Here is a 12513-nt window from a genome sequence, read left to right as displayed (position 1 = left end):
CGACCGGATTCACCCGAGCTGCTCGTCCAGAATCAGCCGCGTCTGCGTGCTCACGACTTCCTCCTGATCGCGAGCCTGGGTGATGAGATCGTTGACGCCGCGGGTGTCGGTCGCGTCGACGACCAGGACGATGTCCTGTTCGCCCGAGACCATCCAGACGAAGTCGACCTCCTCCCACTCGGCCATCCGTTCGGAGACGGCCTTCGTGTCGACGTCGACGGCGACGCTGACCTCGATCATCGCCTTGACGTTGCCCGTGTGCGTCGAGATGGTAAAGCGCTCGATCACCCCCTCGTCCATCATGCGTTCGACACGGTTTCGAACCGTTCCCTCGCTCGTCCCCACCTCGTTGGCGATCTCCGTGTACGGCGTGCGGGCGTCTCGCCGAAGCGTATCGAGAATCCGTCGATCCAGCTCGTCCATGGAGATGCGGGGCTACGACCGACCCGCACTTACCCATTACGAATTTCGTAACTCAGCTTCGAAGGCAACACTTATGGCCCGGCATCAAATACGTAGTTCGTAATGACAGCTGCCTACGTTGCACTGGAAGGTGGTCACGTGATCGAGGGACGTGGCCGTGCTCCAGGGACGGCTCGTGGCGAACTGGTATTCACGACGGCGTACACTGGTTACGAGGAGAGTCTGACCGATCCGTCCTACGAGGAACAGATCCTGACCTTCTCGTACCCGCTGATCGGGAACTACGGCGTCCGCGAGGAACGCTTCGAGGACGACCGTGTCCACCCCCGGGCCGTGCTCTCCCGGGAGCTCACCGATGACGTCGCCGACTGGCTCGAGAGCGAGGGCGTTCCCGCGATGGACCACCTCGACACCCGCGAAGTCGTCACCGACATCCGCGACGAGGGCGCGATGAAGTGTGGCATCGCCGTCGGCGAGGACGTCACCGAGGAGGACGCCCTGGCCGAGCTCGAGGCCTGCAAGGAGATGAGCGACCACACCGAGATCGGCGCCCAGGTCAGCGTCGACGAGGTCGAAGTTCACGGCGCCGGCAACGACGGCGAGACCGTCGCACTGATCGACTGCGGTGCGAAGGGCTCGATCACCAGTTCGCTCGTCGAACGCGACGCCGAGGTCCACGTTCTGCCTTACGACGCGAGCGTCGAGGACGTCGAATCGGTCGACCCCGACGTGCTGTTCATCTCGAACGGCCCCGGCGACCCCGCGAACTACGAGCAGGCGGTGTCGCTCGTCGAGGCGTTCGTCGAGGACACCCCCGTCGCCGGCATCTGTCTCGGCCAGCAGATCGTCGCCCGCGCGCTGGGCGGCACCACCGAGAAGATGACGTTCGGCCACCGCGGCGTCAACCAGCCCGTCCTCGACCTCGACTCCGGTCGCGTCGTCATGACGACCCAGAACCACGGCTACACCGTCGACGAACCCGGCGACGCCCTCGAGGTCTCCCAGATCAACGTCAACGACGACACTCCCGAAGGCCTCGACGGCGTCGAGTACGACGTTCTCACCCGCCAGTACCACCCCGAAGCCAACCCCGGCCCCGAGGACACCCTCGACTTCTTCGACGACGTCCTCGAGATGGCCGGCGACCGTAGCCAGCGAGCCGTCCCCGCCGACGACTGAGCCCCGCTCGGTCTCCCGGCAGTTTCGACGCGCCGTTTTCGAACCGGATCCGCAACGCTGAACCACGAGGCGACGCCTCGCTCGAGTGATGGACCGTCCACCCGCACTCGACGGCTTTGCCGACCAGCGCCCGCTCGAGCACGCGGCGACGGTCGCCGTGGCGGTCGTCGTCTTCTGGATCGGCTACTTCGGCGCGGTCGCCGTCGGCTACGGCGACCTCTCGGTGCTCGCCAGCGAGACGAACGTCTCCCCACAGCGCGTCGGCGGAATGGCCGGCTCGATCCTCGTCTGGACGTACTTCGGACTCGCGTTCGTCCGCGGCTCCGGCGGACCGCTGCTGAACGCCGTCGTCTACCCGCTCGCGATCGTCGCGCTCGCGCCGTTCGTCGGTCGCTGGGCACTGTTCGGTATCGATACCGGGGCGGTCGTCTCGCGGTTCGTCGGCGTGTTCGTACTCGAGCCGCTGGTGACGCTCGCGATCGCGGTCGTTCCCGGAATCGGCGCGTTCGTCACCCTGCTCGCGATCTGGGGGGCGTCGATCGACGACGACGAGCGCCGGGCGTGGGAGGACCGCCACCTCTCGGCGGCGTTCTACGAGGCGTTCGTCGCGCAGGATCGGGAGTGACGGCCGTCGCCCCTCGCCGTGGTGGGAAAGCCTACTTATCGCTGCACGGAGACAGTACGGCTACCCGACGCATGTCAGGCGATCGTCTCCTCGTCCCCGTCGCGAACCCCGAAACTTCGGACCGGTTACTCGACACCGCGATCGACCTCGCGACCGATCGCGACCTCGAGATCCTCGTGCTCTCGGTCGTCACTGTCCCGATGCAGGTTCCACTCGGCGATGCCCGCCACCAGTTCGACGTCGACGATCAGGAGGCGCTGGTCGCCGACGCGGTCGAGCGAGCGACGGGGTACGGCGTCGCCGCGGTGGGTCGGGTTCGGTTCGGCCGAAGCGTCGCCGACGGGATCCGCGGCGTCGCGACCGACGAGTCCGTCGACGCGATCCTGCTGGGGTGGCGTGGCCGACCCCGTCGCCGCGACGTCGTCCTCGGGAGCTACATCGACGACGTCCTCGCCGACGCACCGTGTGACGTCCTCGTCAAGCGCATCGACCGGGACCGACGTGCCGTCTCGTCGGTGCTCGTCCCCGTCGCCGGCGGCCCCAACACGGAGTTCGCCGCCGAGACCGCGGGCGCGCTGGCCCGCGCCCACGACGCCCGGATCGAACTCGTCACCGTCGTCCCCGACCGCGAGGAGGAGACCGTCGCCGAGGCCCGGGACCTGCTCAACCGCACGGCGCCCGCGCTGGGGGCCGTCGAGTCCGTCGAGCAGACCGTCCTCGAGGGATCGGTCGTCGAGACGATCGTCGAGCGCTCGAGCGAGCACGACGTGACCGTCGTCGGCGCGGCCGAGGGCGCCTTTCTCCGGCGGGCGCTGGTCGGGGACGTCCCCGAGGCGATCGGTCGGGAGGCCGAGAGCGCAGTCATCATGGCCAAGCGAAAACAGGACGTTCCGGAGGCGCTGTGGCGACGGCTACGGGATCGATTTCGGTAACCGCGAGCGCTGGACTTGGGATCGACGGTGGTCTCGTTCCCGTTCCGGAGGTGTTTTGTAGCGACAGCGAAGAGAGTTGGGTGGACGGCACGGCCAGCCGGCTACCTTTCGGCCCGCGTGGTTTCCACGCGCGGTCTCCGCTGGCTGGCCTACCCCGTCTTTCTACTACTCGCGAGCGGCCGCTACCGTCGCTGTAGTTCTCGAGTCGCGCGAATCGAGAACGCTCGAGATCCGCGACAGCACGAAGTCCCGAACGGTGGCTCCGACGAGCCGCTGGCTTCTGACCCGTTCAGTCGTGTCTGAACGACCGCTGGCCCGTAAACGCCATCGCGGATCCACCTTTTTCCGCTCGGGCTCCTTCCCTCCGGTCAGTCACCGCTCGCGCAAAAATCTGGACCAAAAATCCACTCGCTCACTGACTCACGGGCGTTGCCCGTTCGCCCTTTTGGGCGCGTTGTGCCGCACTCTCGTTCGCTCGCGGCTGCTAATCGTGTCTGAACGACCGCTGGCCCGTAAACGCCATCGCGATCCCGTGTTCGTCCGCGGCGGCGATCACATCGTCGTCGTTGACCGAGCCGCCGGGCTGGACGACGGCCCCGATCCCCGCCTCGGCGGCCTCCTCGATCCCGTCGGGGAACGGGAAGAAGGCGTCCGAGGCCATCACGGCGCCCTCGGCGTCTTTCCCCTCGGCGTGTTCGTTGGCCTTCATCGCCGCCAGCCGAACCGCGTCGACCCGGGAGACCTGTCCCATCCCGACGCCGACGGTCTCGGTACCCTGCGCGAGGAGGATCCCGTTGGACTTGACGTGTTTCAGCGTCTGCCAGGCGAACACCATCGACTCGAGCTCTTCTGCACTCGGCTCGCGCTCGGTGACGACCTCGAGATCCTCGACGGTAATCGACTGCAGGTCCCGCTCCTGGACGAGCCGTCCCCCGACAAGCGGTTTCTCGGTGAACCGGTCCGTTCGCTCCCCCAGCTCGTCAACATCGAGCACCCGAAGGTTCTCCCTCTCGCAGAGGATCTCGAGGGCGTCCTCGGCGTAGCCGGGCGCGACGACGACCTCCTTGAACGAGTCGATCACCAGCTCGGCGGTTTCGGCGTCACACTCCCGGTTGAGCGCGACGATGCCGCCGAAGGCGCTCATCGGGTCGGTCGAGAGGGCCCGCTCGTAGGCCGTCGCGAGCGAATCGGCCGTCGCACAGCCCGCGGGGTTGGTGTGTTTGATCACCGCCGCGGCGGGCTCGTCGAACTCCTTGATGAGGTTCAGGGCGCCGTCAGCGTCGTTGTAGTTGTTGTACGACAGCGCCTTCGCGCCCTCGTTCAACTGGTTGGCGTGGACGACGCTTGCCTCGTCGCAGGTGTAGTCGGCGTACACCGCGGCGTCCTGGTGGGGGTTCTCGCCGTAGCGGAGGGTATTGAGACGGTCGCTCGAGGCGAGGCGCCGCGCGGGGAGTCCCTCGGCGTCGGGGGCGCTCGAGACGTCCGTCTCGACCGAGACCTCGCCCGCCTCGAGATCGACGTCCACCGCACCCTCGGCGAACCACTTCACCGCCCGCGGGTACGCCCGGAACTCGCCCTCGTGGAGGACGCGCTCTTTCAGCGAGTCGGCGTCGTCGCCCTCGTAGACCGGAACCGGCTCCTGGGTGACGATCGGGCCGGCGTCGATCTCCGCCTCGATGATCTCGCCGTTCGCGTCGGTCGCGTCGGTGACGACGTGGACCGTACAGCCGGTCACCGAGACGTCGGCCTCGAGGGCGTCGCCCCAGGCGTCGTCGCCCGGAAACGCCGGCAGCAGGGAGGGGTGAACGTTCAACGTAGTCGGCTGGGCCTCGAGGAACGTATCGGAGAGGATCCGCATGTAGCCGTCGAGACAGACCAGGTCGAACTCGTAGTCGGCGAGCGCCTCGTTGACCGCCCGCTCGTGCTCGCGGCGGTTCACCCCGTCCTCGAGGGGAACGACCTCGGTGGCGATCCCGCGTTCGGCTGCGGCCTCGAGGACCGGCGCCTCGGGATCGTCGGACAGCACGACGGCGAGGTCGGCCCCGCCCGGTCGACGGTCGGCGACGTTCAACAGGTTGCGGCCTCGGTTGCCGGCCAGTCCGGCGATTCGGGTCATGGTCGAATCCGCGCCCGCGATCGGGAAAGCCGTTGCGGTCTCGAACGGCGAGGTATACACAATCGAGCATCGCTACGGCGGTATTTCGGCTTCGTATTCTCGAAGTATGCACGGTCGTGGCTCCCCGTTTCGATACGCTTTTGCACCCCGCTGGAAAGGATCGGAACGATGACCGACACCCACGCCCTGTACGCCGTCTCGCCGATCGACGGCCGCTACGCGGGTCGGACCGAACGGCTCTCGCCGTACGCCAGCGAGGCCGCGCTGATGCGGGCTCGCGTCCGCGTCGAGGTCGAGTACCTGATCGCGCTGGCCGACCTCGAGGCGACGCCCCTGGAGCTCTCCCTCGAGGGCCGCGAGCACCTGCGCGGGCTGTACGAACACTTCGCCGAGGAGGACGCCCGGCTGATCAAGACCCTCGAGACCGACGGCTACGGCGAGTTCGAGGCGACCAACCACGACGTCAAGGCCGTCGAGTACTTCGTCCGCCACCGCCTGCCCGAGGGCAGCGACGCCGGTCCCTGGATCCACTTCGGGCTGACCAGCGAGGACGTGAACAACCTCGCCCACCGCCTGCTCCTCGCCGAGGCCGTCGACGAGGTGCTGCTGCCGACCCTCTACGACCTCCGGGAGACCCTCGCGGAGATGGCTCGCGAACACCGCGACCTGCCGATGCTCGCCCGAACCCACGGCCAGCCCGCGACGCCGACGACGTTCGGCAAGGAACTGGCCGTCTACGCGGCCCGACTGGGTCGGGCGACGGGTCGGATTCGGACCGCGGCGGACGGCCTCTCGGGCAAGCTCGGCGGAGCCTCGGGCACCTACGCGGCCCACGTCGCGGCCTACCCAGACGTCGACTGGTCGGCGTTCGCCGAGGCGTTCGTCGAGGACCTCGGCCTCGAGTTCGTCCCGCTGACGACCCAGGTCAACCCCTGTGACGACCTCGCGGCGCTGTTCGACGCCTTTCGAGGCGTCAACGACGTCCTGCTCGATCTCGACCTGGACATGTGGCTCTACGTCTCCGATCGCTACCTCGGCCAGGAGGCCGTCGCGGGCGAGACGGGGTCGTCGACGATGCCCCACAAGGTCAACCCGATCGACTTCGAGAACAGCGAGGGGAACCTCTCGAAGGCCAACGCCGACCTCGCCTTTCTCGCCGACTACGTCACGACCTCGAGGCTTCAGCGGGATCTCTCGGACTCGACGGTCAAACGCAATATGGGTGCGGCCCTCGCCCACTGCCTGATCGGCTACGACAAGACCGCTGCGGGCCTCGAGAAGGTCGTCCCGAACGAACACGTTATGCGCGACGAGCTCGAGTCGACCCCCGAGATCATCGGCGAGGCCGTCCAGACGATCCTCCGCCGGGAGGGCCAGGAGGGCGCCTACGAGCGGGTCAAGGAGCTCACCCGCGGGCGGGAGGTCTCCCTCGAGGACTTCCACGAACTGTTCGACGACCTCGAGGTCGACGACGACGTGCGCCGGGAGCTACGCGAGCTGACCCCTGCCACGTACACGGGGGTCTCGGGCGACCTGGTCGACGATCTCGACTGATCTCCGGCTCGGACCTGCTCGATGGAGCCGTTCGAGCGATCGGCCAGTGTTGCCGATTAGCGCCGTCGCGAGTGCGTCGGTTCCCTCGCAGCTTGCTCCGATCCGGCGACGACGGATAGGTCCGAGTTTCGCTCTTCTCACGACCGTTCGACCAATACTGATTTGAACAGACGACCGCTACGGATACCCATGTTCGAGGCACTCTTTCCCGAGATCGCTACCGCCGTGCTCTTTCTCATCGGGATCGTCTGTATGATCATCCTGCTGTATATCTCGACCCAGTGGTGAGACGCGGCACGCGTCACCGCTCGCGATCGCAGTCGACGAACTCGAGCCCGGTGAGTTCGAATCTCGCCCCGCCGTCGGCGCCGTCGGTTACGGCTACGTCCCAGCCGTGTGCGTCGCAGATCCGTTCGACGATCCCGAGTCCGAACCCCGTTCCGCCCCGACGCTCCGAGTAGCCCGTCTCGAACACCGCCTCGCGTTTCTCCGTCGGGATCCCGGGCCCGTCGTCCTCGACGTAGATCCCGTCCGCCAGCTCTCCGACCGTAACGGTCACGTCGGACCCGCCGTGTTCGACCGCGTTGCGAACGAGGTTCTCGAGGAGCCGCTGGAGCCGGCTCGGGTCCGCCTCGATCGCTCGCTCCGTCTCGACCTCGAGGGATGCCTCGGCGGTCTCGACGTGACACCAGCAGTCGGCGACGGCCGCCGCGACGTCGACGGGTTCGGTCTCGAGGACGGCCCGTCCCTCCCGCGCCAGCGCCAGGAGATCGTCGATCAGTGCCTCCATTCGATCGTGGGCCCGCGCGACGTCCTCGAGGTTGTCGTCGTCACACCCCTCGCGGGCGAGCTCGAGCCGACCCGCGGCCACGTTCAGCGGGTTTCGCAGGTCGTGGGAGACGATGCTGGCGAACTCCTCGAGGCGATCGTTCTGGCGCTCGAGGGCGGCCTCGCGCTCGAGTCGCTCGATCGCGTTCGCGGTGTGGCTGACGAGCAGTTCCGCGAACTCGACGTCCTGGGCGTCGAACGCCGACGTCTCGGTGCTGGCCGCCTGGAACACGCCGGCGTCGCCGACCGGGACGCTGAAGCCCGATCGGTAGCAGTCCTTCGCGGGGTCGGCGTCACCGTCGGGTGTGACTTCGTCGACGAGGAAGGACTCGCCGGACTCAAACGTCTTGCCGGCGAGCCCCTGATCGAGCCGCATCGGCCGACTCCCGTCGGTCGGGGCGTTGGCCGAGGTCGCTCGCGGAACCAGCCACTCATCCTCGCACAGCAGCAACGAGCAGAGGTCGAACTCGAGGACGTCGGCCGCCGCGTCGACGGTCCGTTCGCAGACGGCGTCGACCGACTCCGCGGTCTGGATCGTCGTCGCGATCTCGTGAAGCGACTCGAGGACCGTCCGGTGGCGTGTTCGCTCGGCGACCTCCCGTCCAGTGCCGACGACTCCGATCAGTTCCCCGTCGGGATCTGTCAGCCGGGAGCCAGTAAATTCGTAGGGAATCCGGTTGCCATCAGCTGTAAGCAGCGCCGATTCGACGGTTTCGGGTTCGCCGGCCAGCACGTCCTCGATCGAACGCGTTATTGTCTCCTGCTCGTCGGCCGGAACGAATTCCAGGGCGTTCATCTCGGCGATCTCGTCGTCGGTGTAACCGGTCACTTCGGGAAGCCGTTCGTTCCAGCGACGAAGTCGTCCGTCCGTTCCGATCACGTAGAAGACGTCGTCGAGCACGTCGAGTCCCTGCTCGACGAACTCGCGCTCACGCTCGAGTTCGCGCTCCCGCCGAATGCGGTCCGTCACGTCCTGCTGGATACCGACGAAGTTTGCCACCTCGTTACCGTCGAACAGCGGCGCGATCGTCACGCGGTTCCAGAACGGATCGCCGTCCCTCCGGTAGTTCAGCAGTTCGACGGTGACCGATTCGCCCGCGTCGATCGCCGCTCGCATTCGCTCGACCGGTTCCGGATCGGTTCGTTCCCCCTGGAGGAACCGACAGTTCCGACCGAGGATCTCGCTCCGAGCGTAGCCGGTGACCCGAACGAACCCCTCGTTCGCATACGTGATCGGATTGTCCGCCCGGCTGGGATCGGTGATGACGATCCCGACGGGTGCTTCGTCTATCGCCTGCTCGCGCAGCGACAGCGCCTCGCGAACCCCCTCGTCGTCGGATCCGCCGCCGGCCCCCTCCTCTGCCTTCTCCGCGGTCATTAGTCGGTGTGATCTATCACGTCAACCGTGAATAGTGTTATCGCTCGGATTCGAGCCGACTGTCAGTCGAAGTTATCGGTAGAGCCCTAAACCTATCGTGATCGAGCGCGCACGATTTTGCCGACCGACCGATCGGAGCGGGGCGATCACGAGAGTAGCGACTCGAGGGTCTCCGTGACGGCGTCGGCTGCGGTTTCGACCTCGGTGAGTCGGACGTACTCGCGTTCGGCGTGGGCGACGGGACCGTCGTCGTCGTCCAGCGCACCCGGTCCGAAGACGACGGTCGGTGCGTCGGTGGCGAAGAACGAGGCCTCGGTCGCCGCCCCGAACGGGCGGATCTCGCCCCCACTCGCGGCCTCGAGCGCGCGCACCAGCGGCTCGTCCTCGTCGGTGACGAACGGATCCGGAAACGGCGTGTCGGGTCGGATCAACTCGACCGATACCGAGAACGCCTCGGGGACGTGCGTCTCGAGGGACGCCTGCAGCTCCTCGCGAAACGAGTCGCTCGTTTCGGGCGGGACGTTCCGGCGGTCGAAGGTCAGCCGACAGGAGCCGGGCACGCGGTTGGGCGCCTCACCGCCAGACAGCGCCGAGGGCGTCAGCTTCGGCTCGCCGAGTATCGGGTCCGTCTCCGACCCTCGGGTCTCGTCGTAGTGTCTTAGCGCCTCGAGGACGTCGGCGAGTCCGAACACCGGATTTCGTTCGGCCGGAACACTCGCCGCGTGGCCGGCCTCGCCGTCGAGGGTGATCGTCCCCTCACACTGGCCGCGGGCGGCGACACAGACGTCGAGTTCGGTCGGCTCGCCGACGATATAGCCGTCGGCCGACAGTGTCCGTCCGAGGTGTTCGGCGCCGGTCATCAGCGTCTCCTCGTCGGGCGTCAGGGCGAGCGTGACCCGTCCGGCAGTCGGCTCAGCCCGGAGGAAGGCTGCAAGCAACGCGGCGAGGGGCCCCTTCGCGTCGCAGGCACCGCGGCCGCGCACCGTGTCGCCGTCGCGTTCGTAGGGGACGTGGGGCGCGACGGTGTCGAAATGGGTGTTGAGTACGATGTGGGGGCCGTCGTCGCTGCCGCGACTCGCCAGCAGGTTCCCGCGGGCGTCAACCTCGGGCTCGTGGCCGGCCTCGCGCAGCGTCTCGAGCAGCAGTTCGCGCATCGCCGAGACGTCCTCGTGTGACGGGGTTCGGACGGCCTCAGCGTGGAAGGTGGTGATGTCGAAACTCATGGATATCCGCCGTCGTCGAGCGACGGCGCGTCGATACCGTCAGTTTCCGGCGGCGAGTCATAAGCCTCCGCTTTCGTCGAGATCCGCTGGCGTTCGAATCCGGAACCCCGTCCTCGAGAGAACGCGCTACGTGGTCGTCGGGGTATCCGTCTCGAGCTTCCGGCCTCCGTAGAGGCAGGCCGCCGCCAGCACGGCGACGAGCGCGCCCGCGACGACGTTGCTCCAGAACAGGATCCCCATCTCGATGCCGAAGACGAACGGCGCCGCGACGGTCCACGCTCCCGCGACGAGAACGATCAGCGGGCCGACCGGCGCCGGGAGCCGACCGCCCGACGGACGCGCCGCGGTGTAGGCCGCGAACGCGGCCGCGGCGGCGCCGACGAGGACGTTGTTCGTGACGATCCAGCCAAAGCCCGTCACGAACACGCCCGACCAGAAGACCCAGGTGCCGAGCACCGCTGCCAGCCCGGCGAGGCGCGGAACGGGCGGCAACCGCCCCGTTCGTGTCGACTGTCGTTCACTCACAGTGCTCATACGATAGTCGACGGGCTCGAGCGGTTTAAAACCCCTACACACCCGTCCTACAGGCCTGACAGTTCGGATTCGATGGAGTTGCGGGCTGAGCTACTGCTCCACTCGCGTCACGTCCTCGAGGCTCTCCCGACGGCGGACAATCCGGGCCTCGCCGTCCTCCAGTGCGACCTCCGCGGGGCGGGGCTGGGAGTGGAACTGACTGGCCAGCTCGTAGCCGTACGAGCCCGCGTTGCCGATCGCGAGGACGTCCCCGCGCTCGGGGCGGGCGACCGGGCGGTCGTGGGCGAAGACGTCCGCGCTGGTACAGACCGGCCCGCCGACCGTGACGGGGTGGGGATCGCGTCCGGGTGCGCTGACGTTGTACATCGGGTGGTAGGAGCCGAACATCGCCGGGCGGATCAGCGTCGCCAGGCTGGCGTCAATGCCGACGACTGTGGTGTCGGGAGCCTCCTTGATCGTGTTCACCTCGCTCAAAATGAGGCCTGCATCGGCGACGACGTAGCGGCCGGGCTCGAGTTTCAGCGTCGCCTCCAGTTCGCCCACTGCGTCGCGGACCATATTCGAGGTCTTCTCGAGATCTAAGGGATCCTCGTCCTCGCGGTAGGGCACGCCGTAGCCGCCGCCGACGTCGACGAACTCGAGGTCCGCGTCACCGACCCGGCGAGCCATCTCGCCGACTCGTTCGATGGCCTGGCAGTGTTCCTCGAGGCCCTCGGTCAGGACGCCGCTGCCGGCGTGAGCGTGGAGCCCGACGAGCTCGAACTCCTCGCGGACGCGGTCGGCGACTTCGGGCACCTGCTCGTAGGGAATCCCGAACTTCGCGTCGGCGCCGGTGGCGACCTTCTCGTGGTGACCCGTCCCGATTCCGGGGTTGATCCGAATGGCGACCCGGCCGTCGTAGCCGCGCTCGGCGAGTCGGTCGAGCGTGTCGGTCGCACCGATGGTGATCGTCAGGCCGGGCGCATCGGCGGCGAGATCCGTGGCGTAGTTCAGATCGTGATCCGGCGGGTTGACGGCGGTATACTGGAGGGTGTTGGGATCCGCACCGGCGTCGATCGAGCGCTGGAGCTCACCCCAGGCGGCACACTCGATGTCGGCGCCGGCCTCGAGGACGGCCTCGAGGACCGCCTTCCCCGTGTGGGCCTTCGCGGCGTACATGACCTCGGCGTCCGGGAAGGCCTCCGAGAAACGGGTGTAGTTCTCCTTGACGCGGCCGAGATCCATCACGTACAGTGGCGTCTCGTACTCGTCGGCAAGGCCCTCGAGTCGCTCGTGGTCCCAGTCGGCCAGCCGGCGCACGGCCGGCGAATCGGCGAGGTCGGTCATCGTTCGTCTCGAGTGACCGCGACGAAACAAGGGTTTGGGTTTGCCGTGCTCGTCTCGGCGGTTGGAAGAAGTGCTCCGGTGCTCGAGATGGCCAGTAACCCACCGCTACGTACAGGCGGACTACGCATCATGTCGAGCCATCCACTCGATCTGCGGTGGCGCGCGCTGTCGGCCGTCCGAACGCCAGTAAGGACGGTTGACGATGCTGCGCGAGGTCTTTGCGAGCCATGCGAGCGAACGGCTTGGAAGACGCAGCGCGTCTTCCAGTGGATGAGCGAGCGACAGCGGAGCGAGCGTCGCGCGGAACCTCCGGTTCCGCGGACCGTGCGAACGGTTGATAGCCCGTGAGCAGAAATCGGGTGGGGAGGGTGTGGCGATCTCCTGTGTCCGTGTGA

The 12513-nt window shown here is 67.5% G+C and carries 10 protein-coding genes; 4 read left to right on the top strand and 6 right to left on the bottom strand.

Annotated elements, in window-relative coordinates:
* Window positions 1–9 precede the first annotated feature (9 nt).
* Window positions 10–423 (bottom strand): Lrp/AsnC family transcriptional regulator, encoded by a 414-nt coding sequence (locus tag C491_RS04170; protein WP_005554017.1) that lies wholly within the window; start codon window positions 421–423, stop codon window positions 10–12.
* 102 nt (window positions 424–525) lie between these two features.
* On the opposite strand from C491_RS04170, the gene carA reads away from it, so the two are divergent.
* From carA to C491_RS04155, 3 genes are all read left to right on the top strand, one after another.
* Entirely contained in the window at window positions 526–1602 is a 1077-nt protein-coding gene (carA, locus tag C491_RS04165) for a glutamine-hydrolyzing carbamoyl-phosphate synthase small subunit (RefSeq protein WP_005554015.1), read from the top strand.
* Between the two features lie 88 nt (window positions 1603–1690).
* On the top strand, window positions 1691–2227 hold the full coding sequence (locus C491_RS04160) for a hypothetical protein (protein WP_005554012.1): 537 nt from the start codon (window positions 1691–1693) through the stop codon (window positions 2225–2227).
* A 71-nt stretch (window positions 2228–2298) separates the two neighbouring features.
* A complete protein-coding gene (locus C491_RS04155; RefSeq protein ID WP_005554011.1) occupies window positions 2299–3159 on the top strand; it encodes a universal stress protein in 861 nt (286 codons plus the stop codon).
* A gap of 484 nt (window positions 3160–3643) precedes the next feature.
* Here C491_RS04155 and purH read toward each other — a convergent pair whose 3' ends face one another.
* Entirely contained in the window at window positions 3644–5275 is a 1632-nt protein-coding gene (gene purH, locus C491_RS04150; RefSeq protein WP_005554009.1) for a bifunctional phosphoribosylaminoimidazolecarboxamide formyltransferase/IMP cyclohydrolase, read from the bottom strand.
* A 168-nt stretch (window positions 5276–5443) separates the two neighbouring features.
* On the opposite strand from purH, the gene purB reads away from it, so the two are divergent.
* Window positions 5444–6829, top strand: a complete 1386-nt coding sequence (purB, locus tag C491_RS04145; RefSeq protein WP_005554008.1) for an adenylosuccinate lyase — start codon at window positions 5444–5446, stop codon at window positions 6827–6829.
* 301 nt (window positions 6830–7130) lie between these two features.
* Here purB and C491_RS04140 read toward each other — a convergent pair whose 3' ends face one another.
* The 4 genes from C491_RS04140 to lysA form a co-directional block, all read right to left on the bottom strand.
* On the bottom strand, window positions 7131–9035 hold the full coding sequence (locus C491_RS04140; protein WP_005554006.1) for a sensor histidine kinase: 1905 nt from the start codon (window positions 9033–9035) through the stop codon (window positions 7131–7133).
* 146 nt (window positions 9036–9181) lie between these two features.
* On the bottom strand, window positions 9182–10258 hold the full coding sequence (locus C491_RS04135; protein ID WP_005554005.1) for a M20/M25/M40 family metallo-hydrolase: 1077 nt from the start codon (window positions 10256–10258) through the stop codon (window positions 9182–9184).
* Between the two features lie 126 nt (window positions 10259–10384).
* Window positions 10385–10792 (bottom strand): SPW repeat domain-containing protein, encoded by a 408-nt coding sequence (locus C491_RS04130; protein ID WP_083909281.1) that lies wholly within the window; start codon window positions 10790–10792, stop codon window positions 10385–10387.
* A gap of 90 nt (window positions 10793–10882) precedes the next feature.
* Complete coding sequence (gene lysA, locus C491_RS04125) at window positions 10883–12118, bottom strand: diaminopimelate decarboxylase (RefSeq protein ID WP_005554001.1); 1236 nt, start codon at window positions 12116–12118, stop codon at window positions 10883–10885.
* Between the last annotated feature and the right edge of the window lie 395 nt (window positions 12119–12513).

It is taken from the genome of Natronococcus amylolyticus DSM 10524 (genome assembly GCF_000337675.1).
GTDB lineage: Archaea > Halobacteriota > Halobacteria > Halobacteriales > Natrialbaceae > Natronococcus > Natronococcus amylolyticus.
This window is presented reverse-complemented; position numbering and strand designations above follow the sequence as displayed.